Source organism: Niallia sp. FSL W8-0951 (assembly GCF_038006525.1).
GTDB classification, from domain to species: domain Bacteria; phylum Bacillota; class Bacilli; order Bacillales; family Cytobacillaceae; genus Niallia; species Niallia circulans.
This window is the reverse complement of the sequence record NZ_JBBOVK010000001.1, coordinates 3,646,462-3,663,335: the sequence shown is the minus strand read 5'-3', so window position 1 is coordinate 3,663,335 and position 16,874 is coordinate 3,646,462. Positions and strand designations below refer to the sequence as shown.

The 16,874-nt window shown below is 35.0% G+C and carries 15 protein-coding genes and 1 pseudogene; 12 read left to right on the top strand and 4 right to left on the bottom strand.

The genetic code is table 11. The annotated features are described in order from the left end of the window. Nucleotides 1-438: 438 nt before the first annotated feature. Nucleotides 439-553: pseudogene (locus NSS71_RS17870) on the top strand (transcriptional regulator); the annotation flags it as partial. A gap of 144 nt (nucleotides 554-697) precedes the next feature. Here NSS71_RS17870 and NSS71_RS17865 read toward each other — a convergent pair. Together NSS71_RS17865 and NSS71_RS17860 are read right to left on the bottom strand one after the other, a co-directional pair. Next, nucleotides 698-1,855, bottom strand: coding sequence for an ABC transporter permease (locus NSS71_RS17865; protein WP_047940770.1), 1,158 nt, complete (start codon nucleotides 1,853-1,855; stop codon nucleotides 698-700). Further along, complete coding sequence (locus NSS71_RS17860) at nucleotides 1,845-2,597, bottom strand: ATP-binding cassette domain-containing protein (RefSeq protein WP_047940769.1); 753 nt, start codon at nucleotides 2,595-2,597, stop codon at nucleotides 1,845-1,847. Before NSS71_RS17860 ends, NSS71_RS17865 begins: the two co-directional genes overlap by 11 nt. Before the next feature lie 234 nt (nucleotides 2,598-2,831). On the opposite strand from NSS71_RS17860, the gene NSS71_RS17855 reads away from it, so the two are divergent. Both NSS71_RS17855 and NSS71_RS17850 read left to right on the top strand, forming a co-directional pair. Next, complete coding sequence (locus NSS71_RS17855; protein ID WP_095258223.1) at nucleotides 2,832-3,530, top strand: LytR/AlgR family response regulator transcription factor; 699 nt, start codon at nucleotides 2,832-2,834, stop codon at nucleotides 3,528-3,530. A 10-nt stretch (nucleotides 3,531-3,540) separates the two neighbouring features. After that, entirely contained in the window at nucleotides 3,541-4,545 is a 1,005-nt protein-coding gene (locus NSS71_RS17850; protein ID WP_341151889.1) for a sensor histidine kinase, read from the top strand. A gap of 229 nt (nucleotides 4,546-4,774) precedes the next feature. On the opposite strand, the gene cls is transcribed toward NSS71_RS17850, so the two are convergent. Continuing rightward, nucleotides 4,775-5,977: a cardiolipin synthase gene (gene cls, locus NSS71_RS17845; RefSeq protein ID WP_047940768.1), complete on the bottom strand. Its 1,203-nt coding sequence runs from the start codon at nucleotides 5,975-5,977 to the stop codon at nucleotides 4,775-4,777. Nucleotides 5,978-6,616: 639 nt separating this feature from the next. On the opposite strand from cls, the gene rpoE reads away from it, so the two are divergent. Beyond that, nucleotides 6,617-7,186, top strand: coding sequence for a DNA-directed RNA polymerase subunit delta (gene rpoE / locus NSS71_RS17840; protein ID WP_047940766.1), 570 nt, complete (start codon nucleotides 6,617-6,619; stop codon nucleotides 7,184-7,186). 242 nt (nucleotides 7,187-7,428) lie between these two features. Further along, nucleotides 7,429-9,033, top strand: a complete 1,605-nt coding sequence (locus NSS71_RS17835; protein WP_047940764.1) for a CTP synthase — start codon at nucleotides 7,429-7,431, stop codon at nucleotides 9,031-9,033. A 97-nt stretch (nucleotides 9,034-9,130) separates the two neighbouring features. Here the strand turns inward: NSS71_RS17835 and NSS71_RS17830 are convergent, their stop codons facing one another. Next, nucleotides 9,131-9,661: a DUF2529 domain-containing protein gene (locus tag NSS71_RS17830; RefSeq protein WP_047940763.1), complete on the bottom strand. Its 531-nt coding sequence runs from the start codon at nucleotides 9,659-9,661 to the stop codon at nucleotides 9,131-9,133. 194 nt (nucleotides 9,662-9,855) lie between these two features. On the opposite strand from NSS71_RS17830, the gene NSS71_RS17825 reads away from it, so the two are divergent. From NSS71_RS17825 to NSS71_RS17795, 7 genes are all read left to right on the top strand, one after another. After that, the gene (locus tag NSS71_RS17825) at nucleotides 9,856-10,218 is read left to right on the top strand and encodes a response regulator (RefSeq protein ID WP_047940762.1); all 363 of its coding nucleotides are present in this window, start codon (nucleotides 9,856-9,858) and stop codon (nucleotides 10,216-10,218) included. Between the two features lie 414 nt (nucleotides 10,219-10,632). Then, complete coding sequence (locus tag NSS71_RS17820; protein WP_047940761.1) at nucleotides 10,633-11,490, top strand: class II fructose-bisphosphate aldolase; 858 nt, start codon at nucleotides 10,633-10,635, stop codon at nucleotides 11,488-11,490. A gap of 121 nt (nucleotides 11,491-11,611) precedes the next feature. Further along, a complete protein-coding gene (locus tag NSS71_RS17815; protein WP_268874793.1) occupies nucleotides 11,612-11,743 on the top strand; it encodes a hypothetical protein in 132 nt (43 codons plus the stop codon). A 260-nt stretch (nucleotides 11,744-12,003) separates the two neighbouring features. Then, nucleotides 12,004-13,290, top strand: a complete 1,287-nt coding sequence (locus NSS71_RS17810) for a UDP-N-acetylglucosamine 1-carboxyvinyltransferase (protein ID WP_341151888.1) — start codon at nucleotides 12,004-12,006, stop codon at nucleotides 13,288-13,290. A gap of 751 nt (nucleotides 13,291-14,041) precedes the next feature. Beyond that, the gene (gene rho / locus NSS71_RS17805) at nucleotides 14,042-15,316 is read left to right on the top strand and encodes a transcription termination factor Rho (protein ID WP_016202506.1); all 1,275 of its coding nucleotides are present in this window, start codon (nucleotides 14,042-14,044) and stop codon (nucleotides 15,314-15,316) included. 220 nt (nucleotides 15,317-15,536) lie between these two features. Then, the gene (rpmE, locus tag NSS71_RS17800) at nucleotides 15,537-15,737 is read left to right on the top strand and encodes a 50S ribosomal protein L31 (protein ID WP_047940758.1); all 201 of its coding nucleotides are present in this window, start codon (nucleotides 15,537-15,539) and stop codon (nucleotides 15,735-15,737) included. Nucleotides 15,738-16,058: 321 nt separating this feature from the next. Then, on the top strand, nucleotides 16,059-16,676 hold the full coding sequence (locus NSS71_RS17795) for a thymidine kinase (RefSeq protein ID WP_047940757.1): 618 nt from the start codon (nucleotides 16,059-16,061) through the stop codon (nucleotides 16,674-16,676). The last annotated feature ends 198 nt before the right edge of the window (nucleotides 16,677-16,874 follow it).

Genomic DNA, 16,874 nt, shown 5'->3' with positions numbered 1-16,874 from the left:
ATACATTTCTAACTGGAAACTCAAAACATTTGGGCTACTGGCAATACGATCGACTTGTCCAAATAAAAAGGGGGATAGATGAGATTCAAATATATTTTCTTTCTCAAAATTTTTGTGTCTTGATCAATAAAGGTTTTTTAATATCCCAATACTTGTTCAATAAATAATCTTTAAGGTTATACAATTTTAATTCTTTAAAAGAAAAATTATGTGGAGTATATAAATGATATCCAAGATTTTCTTTCTGCACTGCCTGTTTCCAAAGTATAAAAAATTCCTGCTGTCCAATTTTCAAGAAATAAAATAGAGAAATGACTGGAATCACCAATAAGGATAGTTTAGACTTTGGATTCCATGACATAAAAAACGTAATTAAAAGTATAGAAAATAGATTATTCAAGAACGGAAGGGGAGGAAAGTGCCGGTAGAAAGAAATAGATTAGACGTGATTACGTCTTGCAGTATTATGGTCAAAAACGATTATTCCCTTAATCAGCTTGCGCTGGAAATCGGAGTCTTACCCGCCGCATTGAGCCGCTTGCTAAATGGAGAAAGTGAAGTGTATTCAGGCTGCGGCTGATCACCACAGACCCTTTTTCTTAAAAATTAATTAAACCCCGAACAATTATACGAATATTTTTTTTAGTGTGTACGTATAATTATTCGGGGTTATATTTGATTGAAATACTTATTATGCTTAATTAATAACCCACTTATCCTTTAAAAATAGCATTCTGCCAATCAGAAAGGAAATAACGATAAAGACTAAATTTGATCCTAGGGTAAGAAGCAAATGCTGATAAATTATTTCCCCGAATATTAACTCTTTTAGAGTGCTAAATACATTAACAAAAGGAATAATAAAATGGTTAGTAGTTAATTCATTTATTCCAGTAGTTGATAAAAGCATCATTGGAAAAATAGTCAGAAGCAGTATCGGTGTGCTATAGCTTTGAGCCTCTTTAATCGTCTTACCAATAATACTAGTAATCATAAGCAATGAAGCAATTAACATAGAGTAAATAATCGTCATAACCAAAGCGAATAAGATAATTAATGCAAAATTATCATGCACAGGAACAGCATTTTTTAAATTTTCCGTAAAAAAGGCAATTTCAAGCACAACTACCAGCAAAGTGATCAAACCAGTTAAAACCCCAATGGTGGTGATAGTTAACCATTTAGAAATAACTAAAGTTGAACGCTTTACGGGAGTCATTAATAATGCCTCCATTGTTTTCTTTTCTTTTTCTCCTGCAAACAGATCCGCAGCGGCAGGAGAAGCTCCGACTCCTAAAGCTAATGATAGGATTAATGGAATAAGCATAGCGACTAAATTAATGGTTGGGTCCTCTGCAGAAATTTCTTGTTGTTCAATAGAGAAAGGCTGTACAATCGAACTTTCGACACCTGCTTCATTTAATCGTTCTGTTACCACCATCTTTTCGTATTCATTTAATGCATTCATAACAATCGAAAGTAACGTAGAAGATTTTTCACTAAAGGAATCTCCAATGAGAACGATATTGGTATTTTCTCCTTGGCTGAGTTTTTCGCTAAAACCATTCTCTATCAGTATGGCAGCCTGTGCATCTCCGTCTTTTACCATTTTTTCGGGATTATCAGAATCTATTAATTCAATGTTTGTATAAGCAGCTAAATTAGCTTTCATCTCTTCGTTTATATTTGTTGGAATGGCTAATTGGTAGGTGTCTCCTTCATCACTAGATACTAACTTTTCATAAAAGAGGGTTAAGCCTGTCATCATAATAATCGGTAAGAAAACGGAAAGTAGTAATGTGCGTCTATCGCGAAATGAATCCTTTAATTCTTTTAAAAATAATTTAAATAGCATATGTGTTTCCTCCTCTAACTAATTTACTCATAAAGATGTAGTTTAGGTCCTGGCTGCCTTCCGCTTTGTATAAATCTTCAAGCTTTCCATGATAGACAAGCTCTCCTTTGTGTATCATAGCAACGCTATCACAAAGCAACGCTACTTCTTCCATAATGTGGCTGGAAAATAATATGGTTTTTCCTTCTCTTTTTAATTGATGAACAAGCTGGCGGAATACATTTGAAGCAGTAATATCCAAGCCTGTTGTAGGTTCATCAAAAAGAATAATTTCGGGGTCATGAATAATCGCTCGTGCAATCGCCACTTTTTGTCTCATCCCTTTAGAAAAGCCGCCAACCTTGCGATTTAAATAATCTCTCATTCCAAACATCCTAGAAAGCTCATCGATTCTTACCTTTGTTTCATGTTTTCCTAATCCGTATAGATTAGCAAAGTACTCCAAATTCTCTCTTGCAGTTAATCGCTCATAAAGACCAGTTTCTCCACCGAATAGAACACCAATTTTTTGTTTAATTTCATTTGGGTTTTTCTTTGTATCATATTGATCAACCGTTATAGTTCCTTCTGTTGGTTGAATAAGGGTGGCAATGGAACGTAGAAGCGTCGTCTTGCCTGCTCCATTCTCTCCAAGTAAAGCAATTGTTTCTCCTTTTTTTATGGAAAATGACACGTGTTTCAGGGCTGTTACAGAAGTTTTTTTATCTTGGAATTTTTTAGTTACCGTTTGAATTGTTATCATACTCTTTCACCTCGTATTGGTTTCGTTACATTTATCATAATCGGAGAGCCTCTTTTTTTCTGCCATTATGTCACGAAAATGGCTTTTCATGTCGTGAAAAGGGAGGATACCGCATATAGGAATACTTGTGGGGATGGAAAATGCGGTGAAACCCATCCGAACGTAGAGAAATCATGGTAAAATAAAAAGGGTAATTTCTGTCAGTATTTGTGGGGATGAAGGGAGAAAGAAAAGTTGAGAGTTGGTTTAGTTGATGACCGTATGATTGATCTAGATAAATTAATAGGCATTGTTTCCGGTATTCCTGATGTTGAGATTATCTTCTCAACACTTTCTGCGGAAGAGGCTTATACGGAAATAAAAAAAGAAAGCATTGATTTGTTAATTGCGGATATTGAAATGCCAGGTTTATCGGGATATGAATTAGCGGACATTATTCATTCTCATGCTTTGAATATTTTGGTCATTTTTGTAACAGGTACTAGTGGCTATGCTGTTCATGCCTTTGAACTGAACGTCCATGACTATATTATGAAGCCTTATAATAAGGAGCGGCTTACCCAATCGGTACACCGAGCATTAGAAAAGACAAAGTCTACAGAGATTGCTGGAAGACTTTATATTAAGCAAAAGAGTGAAATTCACATTATCCAAAAGAAGGATATTGTTTTTATTGAACGATCTGGAAGGTCAACAACCATTTATACAAAAGCAGAAGCGATCAAAACATATCAAACGTTAAATGAATTAGAGGGAGAACTGAGAGAAAGAGATTTTATTCGCTCCCATCGATCCTTTATTATAAACATTCATTATGTTAAAAATTTTTCTCTTTATGCAAAGAACTCTTATGCTGTAGCATTCGAAGGATTAGAGGAAAAGGCATTGATTACAAAGGAAAAGGTAGATTTTCTTCAGGAAAATTATTTTTAAAGAGGTATATATGATTAATAATAACCATTTTTATTGGCTGCTTATTGCTGTCTATAGCACCATACATAGCAAAATAGTAATCGACCACGTAAGTTTTTCAGTGCAAGCATATTGGATCTTTGCATTCTTTGTGGGAATATGCTTTGTTTTTTCGAAATATTTACATCAAGATAAAGCTGTTATTACTTCCAGCTTAGAAGTTCTCTTCTGGCTTGTACAATCATTGGTTTTGCTTTTGCATATTCAGGTTACTTTCACATACTGGAATATATTATTCCTGCTGTTGTTTGTACTAATAGAAATAGTGCGGTTTATGATTGGAGGAAAAATCTTTTCACTAAAACAGGCAAAAGAGTCCTACGAGAAGGAGATAAGCCAATATAATGAACTTTTTCAAGTAGTGCGCAGCGAAAGACATGATTTTTTAAAGCATATTTCAGCTGTGCATTTTATGCTGGAAAAAGAGGGTTCCTCCCATGCTAAGTGTTATTTAGACGAACTGGTAGAAGGATATGAAGAAACAAATCTATCTATAAAAGGGGAAAGTGGATCTGTAGCCTCTGTCTTGCATAGAGTTTATAAGCAGGCGGTTCAGGAAAATATCGCGCTAAAATATGATTTTGATATACCTTTATCGACGTTGCCGATGAAAGAAAAGGATATCGTCGGTTTAGTAGGAAATTTATTGTCTAATAGCTTAGAAGCAAGTCGAGAATGGCAGCAAGAGTATCAACGAGAGGCCCATATTACTATTCGGCTATCCAAAAGAAGTGGGCTTTATTTACTGACATGCAAAAATGACTGCTTGCCTATTCCAGTTTCCATCTTAGACTCTTTATATAAGAAATTTGGTAAGTCGACGAAGATGGGGAAAGAACGAGGATATGGAACAAGAATCATCCTTGATATCGTGAAGAAGCATTGTGGCTATCTTGATTACACCTATAAGGAAGAATCATTTTTTGTCAAAATAAAAATACCAGTCATAAAAAACAGTAACGATGTTTATGATTGATTGGATATTGGTTGCAAATCCGAAGCAGCTTAGGGGTAGCCCATGGAAAGTGAATGGTATTCCGTCTGCGGAAAATAACTACAAAATAATTCTTTTTTTAAAATAAAGACCCAAACAGTCACAAGAAGTTTTATTTACTTCTTGTGATTGTTTGGGGTTATGTTTAGCTGGAATACTTATATTCCGGGCATGTCTTTACAAAACGTCTAAGGATAGTTCCGTAATGTGTTTATAGAAATGGAGCGAAAAGGCGGGCTATCCATTCTTTTAGCTTACTTCTCATTGTAATGGTATCTAAACCTTCAAGAGATAACTCCTTTGCCTGCTGTAAATCCTCTGTTGTAATCTTGTTCATTCTTTCTATAAAGCCTTGGTCGTAGATACAACAATTTAACTCATGATTTAAAAAGATACTGCGTCTATCAAAATTGGCTGAACCAATAATGATAATTTCATTATCAATATTAATTAATTTACCATGAAAAAAACCATTCATATACTGATAAACACTTGCTCCATGTGCAAGCAATGTACGTAAATAAGGAAAAGAAGCCTCCTTGACCAATAAATGATCAGCCTTATCTGGAATAAGGATAGTAATGGAAATATTTCTATGTAATGCTCTTAGTAACTCGCTTGTTATTTGTTTACTAGGTATAAAATAAGGAGTGGTAATTAAAAGAGAACTTTTGCAGTTTTTTATGACATGACAGACTATTTCTTCTAAGTAAACCCCTTGTGTAGGAATTATTTGATGCCTAGATGCTCCCTTTTTTTGCACAGGAAAATATATTCGATTTTGCAGTAGATTTATCTTTGAAGCTTTTAACCAATCCATTAAAAATTCTCGCTGTAAGTCATCGACCCCTTCGCCAATCAATTTAAGATGATAGTCACGCCACGGGCTCAATTTAATATTGGCATGAATATAATCCTTGCCAATATTAAAGCCGCCCATAAAACCAACTTTACCATCAATAATAGCAATTTTTCTATGGTTTCTAACCTGCAAGGAATAAAATAGATAAGGGAAAGATGGAAGCTGGCAAAAAGCAAACTGAATACCAGCCTTTTTTAATTCTTCCCTAACTTTTCTTCTTATTTTATAACTTCCTAACCAATCTAAAATAAGACGCACTTCCACTCCTTCATGTGCTTTTGATTTTAAAAGATTGAGAAACTCTTTGGAAATACTGTCTGTTTTAATAGTATAAAAAAGAATATGGACATGATCAGTAGCCTCTTCAATTGCTTGAAAGAGGGCTGGAAAAAGCTCCGTTCCGTCCGAGTAAATGTGAAAGTCACTATATCTAAAAGGATGATTTTTTCGATTGATTTTTTGGTGCTGAGCTCTCTTACCTAATTGAAAGTCCAGGTAAAGAAGGAAAATGAGTATGGCAATAATGCTTAGGATAATCAAGAATGTCTTCATTCATAATGCCCTCCTTAGAAGGATAGTATTGCCGATATTCCCTTCCTTTCATACCTTGCTTGGTAATGTCCGTAGAGATTGCTATTCATCAAAATTACAATAAATGATGGGAGAGAAAAGAAAAAATAGAGTATAGACTTGCGCACCCCTTGATAGAATCGTTATCCTAGAAGTAAGAATATTCTACATTTAGTTGGGATGGATTAGCAGTGCGGAAATTATGGATATGGATGGGAATACCTGTATATATGGTGGTGTTTACTTTCCTTTATAAGCATCACTTAGGTTCCATTGGCTTCTTTCTTTTATCCCTTCTGTTTTTTAAACTAGCTAAGAACAAACATTCAAAAATAATGGGAAAAGAGAAGGAAAACTTTTATTTTGAAGAAAAGTTAAATAAACCTTAACTAGAACTAGCATATTCACCTAAAATTTGTTTATAATGGAGAATATGTATTTTTACTATTTTAGTTAAAGCTCTTTTCAAAAGGCATTAAAATAGGTTATAGGATTTATTGCAGAATGATCAACAAAAGCATAGAAAAATAATAAACTCCCGAAAAGTGAAACTTCCACCTGAATTTCAGTCCGAGCTTTCAGGAAAGGGATAAGAGTAGATAAGAAAGGAAGTGCAAAAGAATGAGTGTTGATAAATACACACAAGAAGAACTAAAAGAAATGTCGCTAATTGATGTAGCACATGAAATTATGAATGGTGGTAAAACACCTTATGCGTTTAATGAACTAATGGATGAAGTAGCAAAATTAGTTGGGTTAAGTGAAGAAGAGGTTAATGAAAAAATAGCACAATTATATACAGATGTTAATATTGATGGTCGCTTCTTATCATTAGGAGACAATCGTTGGGGGCTTCGTTTATGGTATCCTGTAGATAAGTCAGAAGAAGATGTCGTAACAGTCACAAAACCGAAGAAGAAGAAAGCGAAAAAAGCTGTCGATGATGACTTCGATGATTTTGATAGCCTAGATGAAGATGACGATTTTGATGACTTTGATGCTGATCTAGATGACGAAGAGCTTCTAGATGAGGATGAGGATTTAGATGAAGAAGATGATGATCTACTAGATGACGATTTGTCAGAAGATGATGATGACTTCGATGAAGATTATGAAATCGATGACGATGACCTTGATGAGGATGACGAGGAAGACGACGACGAATTTGATGACGAGGATGAGGATAAATAATCTCCTAGTCTTGACATTTAGAGTCGTTGCTAGTAAAATCTTTTTTGGGCTCCTTAAAAAGAGGAACGAACTAAAATTCGCTAAATATAGCGCTCCCTTACTTTTAGAAAGTAAGTGGAGCGCTTTTTATTTTTTAGTAAAGAAAGTAAATAGCAATCGTTTCATACCCCTCTAAAAAAATTAGTTAATTCGTCTTAAATAAAGAGGAATTGGAGCAAACTTAAATCAAGGGGGATTATATAATGACAAAATATATTTTTGTAACAGGTGGAGTAGTATCTTCACTAGGAAAAGGTATTACAGCAGCATCACTAGGACGCTTGCTCAAAAATCGTGGTGTAAGTGTAACGATTCAAAAGTTTGACCCGTATATCAATGTGGATCCTGGTACAATGAGTCCATATCAGCATGGAGAAGTGTTTGTAACAGATGATGGTGCAGAAACGGACTTAGACTTAGGACACTATGAGCGTTTTATTGATATCAATTTAACGAAATATAATAATGTGACAACAGGAAAAATCTATTCTACTGTATTAAGAAAAGAACGTAGAGGAGATTATCTTGGCGGTACAGTGCAAGTAATTCCACACATTACCAATGAGATCAAAGAACGAGTATTTAGAGCTGGTCGTGAAACGAATGCAGATGTAGTAATTACAGAAATCGGCGGAACGGTTGGAGACATCGAATCCTTACCATTCTTAGAAGCTATTCGTCAAATTAAAAGTGATATTGGTCGTGACAATGTTATGTATATTCATTGTACATTGGTACCATACATCAAAGCTGCAGGGGAAATGAAAACTAAACCAACACAACATAGTGTAAAAGAGCTGCGCAGCTTAGGAATTCAGCCAAATGTGATTGTAGTAAGAACAGAAAAACCTATTTCTGAAGATATGAAGGATAAAATTGCTTTATTCTGTGATATAGACAATAAATCTGTTATTGAGTGTCGTGATGCAGATACACTTTATACTATTCCATTAGCTCTTCAAGAGCAAAATCTTGATCAAATTGTATGTGATCATTTAAAGCTTAAATGTCAAGAAGCAGATATGACAGAATGGATTGAACTAGTAGATCGCGTTCGTCATCTTTCTAAAACAACAAAAATTGCCCTTGTTGGTAAATATGTTGAATTACAAGATGCTTATATTTCTGTAGTAGAAGCTTTAAAACATGCTGGATATGCATATGATGCTGACATTGAGATCGATTGGATCAATGCAGAGCAGGTAACGAAAGAAAATGTCCAAGAATTATTACAAGATGCAGATGGAATTCTTGTACCAGGAGGATTCGGAGACCGTGGCGTGGAAGGGAAAATCCTTGCAACGCAATATGCACGTGAACAGAAGGTTCCTTTCTTTGGAATTTGCTTAGGTATGCAGGTAGCATCTATCGAATTTGCTCGTAATGTTTTAGGTTGGAATGATGCTCATTCTTCTGAAATTAACGAAGCAACAACGCATCCAGTTATTGACCTTCTGCCAGAACAGAAGGATGTGGAAGATTTAGGTGGAACACTTCGTTTAGGTTTATATCCATGTAAATTAAAAGAAGATACTAGAGCATATGAAGCATATCAAGACGAGGTAATTTATGAGAGACATCGTCATCGTTATGAGTTCAATAATCAATATCGTCAAGAGATGGAAAATGCAGGATTTGTATTCTCAGGAACTAGCCCAGATGGCCGTTTAGTGGAAATTGTTGAATTAAAAGATCATCCTTGGTTTGTTGCTTCTCAATTCCACCCAGAATTTATCTCGAGACCAACTCGCCCGCAACCTCTTTTCCGTGAGTTTGTTGGTGCATCTATCCGCTTAGCAGAAAAATAAAGTTTAGGGCAAACTTAAAAAAGAGGCTATTCCACTTATTTGGAAAAGTCTCTTTTTTGTAATGTTTTCTAACATTTAATGTAATAGTCATTCTTCTTTATAAATCATATTCTTTGAGAATTTCATCGGTTGTAAATTTAATGCCATGATAAATAAAAAGAGCAGCAATTAACGATGGATAGCCATATCGCTTTCCTTCATCGTCAGGCAATAAGCCTTTAGAAAGTCTTAAGTCGATAGAAACATCTGCGAAGTCAATCAGTGATTCGATATCAGGATTGGTAATGGAACAGATGGAAATAAAGGGAACTTGAGCATCGTATAGCTGTTTAGCAAATGTGTTTATTTCTTCCTCTTCATTTGTTCGAGCAAAAAGAATAAACCGATCGTTTGAGGTAATAGATTCAAGCGGTGTATTTGCCCATTCTTCTGTATTTGGCATTGGCTCCATCCCAGTTGTTGCTTCTGCTATTACTCCAGCCATTTCATTTGTGGCATAGAAATAAATCTTCCCGTCACTGACAATGGCTTGTGCTAATAGTCTTGAACTGTCTTCGATTGCTTCCTCTTCTTTCTCATGCAATCTTTTAAATAGCCCACTTAGTTGAGTGGAAAACATTTTAAGCAAGTTTGAAAACCTCCATTTTATTAAATTAAAACAGTAATTTGCTTCATATAGTAGATAATTATAATTAAATTGAAGGAAAAGGTAAAATTTAAGGGGATTAGCAGGAAAAAACGACTAAATAGTAGAAAAAGATAAAGTATGATAAAAACGAGAGAATACATACATATAACTTGACTTAGAAGGGAAGGTTCCTTATGAAAGGGAAAATATTAATTGTTGATGATCAATTCGGCATTAGAATCCTTTTGAATGAAGTTTTTCAAAAGGAAGGCTATAAGACGTTCCAAGCTGCAAATGGGAATCAGGCGTTAGAAATTGTGACAAGAGAATCACCTGATTTAGTGCTGCTTGATATGAAAATTCCAGGAATGGATGGAATTGAAATTTTAAAACGAATGAAAAAGCTTAATCAAGATATTCGTGTGATTATCATGACAGCTTATGGAGAACTTGATATGATTCAAGAAGCGAAGGACCTTGGTGCCTTAACGCATTTTGCTAAACCGTTTGATATTGATGATTTGAGAGAGGCTGTTAAGAAGTACATTAATCATTAATCGCCATATTTTATACATATTTATTAGCCAGATAGTCCTTATATGTTTTCCCTTATCTCTAAAAATGTAGTTTCTGTTTAGAAGCTATTGTTTTTTTGAAATCTAAATCTGTGATGTTTCTTACTAAGCCATTATAGGTCATATTTCCAATGCTTTTTCTATAGTTTATAAGTGGATTTAGAATTAAAGTGCTTTCATTCGTCAAAAAGTATATTAATTTGTGACAAAATAGAAAAAAAAGCTTGAACGATAGCATTTCTTGTTTTATTTTGGTATGATTACAATTGAGTTTTTAAATGGAATGATTCGTTTTATTTTACTTGAGGTATTATATACATATTCAACTTTCCTTTGGGAATTTTAATAAAGATTCTCTTGTAAAAAAGAACGATCATTAAATAAGGAGGAAGAAATATGCCTTTAGTTTCAATGAAAGACATGTTAAACAAAGCAAAAGCAGAAGGCTATGCTGTTGGTCAATTTAACTTAAATAATCTTGAGTTTACTCAAGCAATTCTTCAAGCTGCAGAAGAAGAAAAATCTCCAGTTATTCTTGGGGTTTCTGAAGGTGCTGGCCGTTATATGGGTGGCTTCAAAACTGTTGTTAAAATGGTAGAAGGTTTAATGGAAGACTATAACATCACAGTTCCTGTTGCTATTCATTTAGATCACGGTTCAAGTTTCGAAAAATGTAAAGAAGCTATCGATGCTGGCTTTACATCTGTAATGATCGATGCTTCTCACCATCCATTTGATGAGAACGTTGAGATTACTTCTAAAGTAGTAGAATATGCACATGCTAAAGGTGTTTCTGTAGAAGCAGAACTTGGTACTGTTGGTGGACAAGAAGATGACGTTGTAGCTGAAGGTGTAATTTATGCTGATGCTAACGAATGTGTTGAACTTGTTAAACGTACTGGCATTGACACTTTAGCTCCTGCTTTAGGATCTGTTCACGGTCCTTACAAAGGTGAGCCTAACTTAGGTTTTAAAGAAATGGAAGAAATCGGCAACTTAACTGGTTTACCATTAGTATTACACGGTGGTACTGGTATCCCAACAAAAGATATCACAAAAGCTATTTCTTTAGGAACAGCTAAAATCAACGTTAACACTGAAAACCAAATTGCTTCTGCTAAAGCTGTTCGCGAAACATTAGCTGCTAAACCAGAAGAATATGATCCACGTAAATACTTAGGACCTGCTCGTGATGCGATTAAAGCAACTGTAATCGGCAAAATCAAAGAATTTGGTTCTTCTAATAAAGCATAATTTTATCTAAAGGAAAGAGAGGATATCTTTTAGGGGAAGGCCCTTAAAGGATATCCTCTTTTTTATGGAATATTTCTAAAAAGATGTTTTTGTTAGAGGTAAAAGGAGATACTTGTAAAGAATGGAACAAATAAATACCTCGAAAAATAACTTCCATATTTATATTTCAAAAGGGATACTAGCAAGCAGCTTTCAGTTGATTAGCGAATTACCAAAGATTATCATGACTGGTTTATGGAAAAAGCGTATATGAAAGTTGAAGATTCATAGTACCAGATAAATGCCAATAAATTGGTTCGAGTATCATGATGCCTTATATAGGTAATACTAAAAATGTTTGTACTTTGTTAACACAATAGAATGTAAAGTTCATACATATATACTTTTCCATTGAGTCTTAATATTTGGTATAATAAGTAACAGTAATTCAAACAAGATTCTACATCCAAGCCTCATCTTGATTAACTTATAGCAGAATTCGTACTTTTGCATTGGCTTAGAAGGGAGCTAGAAATGGAAAAACTTATGATTGCAGGTGGATCACCTTTAAAAGGAACGGTTAGAGTTAGTGGTGCAAAAAATAGTGCAGTGGCACTTATACCAGCAACCATTTTAGCTGAATCTCCCGTTACTATTGAGGGACTGCCTGACATTTCAGATGTTCAGATATTAAAAAAGATTATGGAAGAGTTAGGTGGAACGGTATCTATATCAGAGTCTGATATAACAATTGATCCCTCTTCTATGATTTCTATGCCTATGCCGAATGGGAAGGTAAAAAAATTGCGTGCTTCTTATTATTTAATGGGAGCCATGCTAGGACGATTTAAAAAGGCGGTAATTGGCTTACCTGGTGGCTGTCATCTAGGACCAAGACCGATAGATCAGCATATTAAAGGATTTGAAGCACTTGGTGCACAGGTTACAAATGAACAAGGAGCCATTTATCTTCGAGCAGATGAGTTAAGGGGAGCAAGAATTTACTTAGATGTAGTAAGCGTCGGGGCAACAATCAATATTATGCTTGCAGCAGTACGAGCAAAGGGGAAAACCATCATCGAAAATGCTGCTAAAGAACCGGAAATTATTGATGTGGCAACACTTTTAACCAATATGGGAGCGAAAATAAAAGGTGCAGGAACTGATGTAATTCGGATTGAAGGGGTAGATCATCTTCATGGTTGCCGTCACACTATTATTCCGGATCGAATCGAGGCTGGTACTTATATTATAATTGGAGCAGCAGTTGGAGATGGTGTGCTTGTGGATAATGTGATCCCTCAACATTTAGAGTCTCTAATTGCGAAATTAAGAGAGATGGGAGTCTCGATTGAATCAAGTGATGAACAAGTGTTTATCAGCTCCAATAACTCTTTGAAACCAGTAGATATAAAAACACTTGTATATCCTGGGTTTCCAACAGATCTTCAGCAGCCATTCACGTCCCTTTTAACAAAGACAAATGGTACAAGTATGGTTACAGATACAATTTACGGTGCAAGATTTAAACATATTGATGAGCTGCGTCGAATGAATGCCACAATAAAAGTTGAGGGACGATCTGCCATTATTAATGGCCCTGTTCATTTGCAAGGTGCCAAAGTAAAAGCAAGTGATTTACGTGCTGGTGCATCCTTAGTAATAGCAGGGCTTATGGCAGATGGAGTGACAGAAATTACGGGTCTTGAGCATATTGATAGAGGGTACAGCCATATAGTGGAAAAACTTACTGGTTTAGGCGCGACAATATGGCGAGAAAAGATGACCGAAGAGGAATATGAACAAATAAATAATGGCTAAGCTATAATGAACTAGTAAAGCGCCGTGTTATTCATTAAGAATCATGTGTAGAACCTTTTTCTATTTATTAGCCAATATAGGAGAACAGAGGGAGGAAGTTCCCTCTGTTCTAGATTCATTAAAAACTTTTTGGAAAAAGAATTTGAACGGAAATAAGTCTAATAAACCATTCATACGTAAGATTTTCGCTATAAAAGGGGTGTAGGGACCATCCTTTTAAATTTGCTTTGTGAAAAAATAAATGTCCTCCAAAACGGGAATATTCATTAAGCTTCCTCCATACCTTCCTTTTCGAACGACCCTAAAAAAAGAAGGATGAAAACGAAACTTCATCCATATTCCGCTTCCATTATGGAGTGGACAAGTGTTGGTAAAAAAATTCTTGTTGCACATTTTTCGTAGATGGAGGTAAAATAGAGATTGCTTTTAATTGATTCTCGTTGAAGCTAATAGAAACCTGAAGGATAAAATAAAAACTCCTCTTAAGATAAATTTATATTCAAATCAAGGCTCCTTCCGCTTTATTGAAAGAAAGCCATTCTTATGAAAAAAGTTATAAGAAAATGAAAGTATACGATTTATCGATAGCTGGAGAAGAAGCAGGATTCTTCTTTTCCATCCTTCACTTTAATTATTTCTCGCATCAAAATTTCTCTTCACAAAAAGCGTTCGCCTCAAACAGAAGAAAAACCTTCCCACATTTCGAAATAAATGGTAGGGATAACTGAAAATATAAAAGAGTGGTGTAAAAATGGGATTAAATATATCTAGTTTAGAAAATATGAAATTAAAAGAGCTGTATGAATTAGCTCGCGAATATAAAGTTGCCTATTACAGTAAGTTAACAAAAAAAGAACTGATTTTTTCCATCTTAAAGGCAAGAGCAGAGCAAGAAGGCTATTTCTTCATGGAAGGTGTTCTAGAGATTATTCAGTCAGAAGGATTTGGCTTCTTAAGACCGATTAATTACTCTCCAAGTTCACAGGATATTTATATTTCAGCATCTCAGATTAGAAGATTCGATTTGAGAAATGGAGATAAAGTTTCAGGGAAAGTTCGCCCACCTAAAGAAAACGAAAGGTATTTTGGCTTACTTCAAGTAGAAGCTGTTAATGGAGACGATCCAGAGACAGCAAAAGAAAGAGTTCATTTTCCAGCCTTAACGCCTCTATACCCGAATCGTCAAATACATTTAGAAACAACACAGAGAAATGTATCTACTAGAATAATGGATGTGTTAGCTCCTGTTGGCTTTGGACAACGCGGTCTCATTGTAGCTCCTCCTAAAGCAGGTAAGACAATGCTGATCAAGGAAATAGCAAATAGTATTACAACAAATCATCCAGAGGCAGAGTTGATTGTTTTACTCATTGATGAAAGACCTGAAGAAGTAACAGATATTGAAAGATCTGTAAGTGGAGACGTTGTTAGCTCTACATTTGATGAAGTTCCCGAAAACCATATTAAAGTTGCTGAATTAGTACTAGAAAGAGCAATGCGTCTTGTAGAACATAAACGTGATGTTATTATCTTGATGGATAGTATCACAAGATTAGCTCGTGCCTATAACCTAGTCATTCCTCCAAGTGGAAGAACTTTATCGGGAGGAATTGATCCAGGAGCATTCCATAGACCAAAACGATTCTTCGGTGCTGCACGTAATATCGAAGAAGGCGGTTCTTTAACTATATTGGCTACAGCACTAGTTGATACTGGTTCACGTATGGACGATGTTATTTATGAAGAATTTAAAGGAACAGGTAATATGGAGCTTCATTTAGATCGTGCATTAGCAGAAAGAAGAATATTCCCTGCTATTGATATTAGACGCTCTGGAACACGAAAAGAAGAATTATTGATTCCTAAAGAACATTTAGACAAGCTATGGGCTATTCGTAAGTCAATGTCTGATTCACCAGACTTTGCTGAAAAGTTCTTAAGAAAATTAAGACAAACGAAAAGCAATGAGGATTTCTTTGCGATCCTAGGTGAACAAATGAAAGCAGGAACTGCGAAGCGTTCCTAATCACAGATAAAAGCGATATAAGTGATTTTTAAATTATTTATTTCTATGATTGAAGACTTTCAGTTTTTTTCAATATTTGGTAATTAATGCATGGTTAATAGTGTTGCAAAACAAGAATGTACTTGTTATAATATAATCAATGTGTTTTACAATTACAGTGTCTAAGCACTGTTTTAGAACTCTGTTTCGAAAGTTGCAGGGCGGAAGGAGATGAAAAGGAATGAAAACAGGAATTCATCCAACTTATAACGAAATTACGGTGAAATGTGCTTGTGGTAACGAGTTCAAAACTGGTTCTGTTAAAAAAGAAATCAAAGTTGAAACTTGTTCTGAGTGCCATCCGTTCTATACTGGACGTCAAAAATTTGCTGAAGCTGGCGGACGTGTTGATCGCTTCAACAAAAAATACGGTCTTAAGTAATATGGAATATCAAGAACAGGCAAGAAGTTACTTCTCCTTGCCTGTTTTTTATTTGGACTGATAGTAGGATTTTTAAGAATGAAAGTCATGATATAACTTTTATTCTTAAGTATCTTATGTTATTTTTTTGTCTATTTTTCATGCGAGATGCTAGTAAAAATGATATTTGAAGTGAATCTATTATTTCCATTAGCATGGATAGCTGTTAAAGTATGTAAGAGAGAATATGGATAGTGATTTTCATATCTTGACTATTAATTAGGAAAATATAAATAGAGTAATGGAAGAGACAAGTTGTTTTATCTAGGAAGGAGCGGTTTCATGTATGTAATGAAACATCATGGATGGGTAGAAGTTATTTGTGGAAGTATGTTTTCAGGAAAATCAGAAGAACTCATCCGTCGTGTAAGAAGAGCGCAATTTGCTAAGCAGAAGTTTATAGTGTTTAAACCAAGTATCGATAATCGCTATAGTGAGAAATCTGTCGTTTCTCATAATGGAACTGCAACCAATGCGATTCCTATTAGTAAATCAGCAGACATTTTTGAATATGTTACTTCCGATATAGAGATAGTTGCAATAGATGAAGTGCAGTTTTTTGATGATGAAATTATTGGAGTTATTCAACATTTGGCAAATAGTGGCCATCGAGTGATTTGTGCTGGTCTAGATCAAGACTTTAGAGGCGAGCCATTCGGAAAAATGCCAGAATTAATGGCGATCGCAGAATTAGTGACGAAGCTTCAGGCAGTTTGTGCCGTTTGCGGTTCTCCAGCAAGTAGAACACAAAGATTGATTAATGGTGCCCCAGCTAACTATGAAGATCCTGTAATTTTAGTAGGTGCTTCTGAATCTTATGAACCAAGATGTCGCCATCATCATGAAGTACCTAGAAGTACAGAGAAAGCAAATAAAGATAATACCTCAACAGCTTTATAAGAAAAAGCTCTTGTTAGGAATGGTTGATCCTTCTTAACGGGAGCTTTTTTATTGTTTATAGAAAATATCGAAAACAAGTACAAAACCGTAGAATTGATAAAATCCTGGAATTCGTCTGCTATTCTTAGGTAAAATTCATTATCAACATGAACGATAAACCGTAACGTAATACTGTACGGATTTTGTTTTTCATGTTAC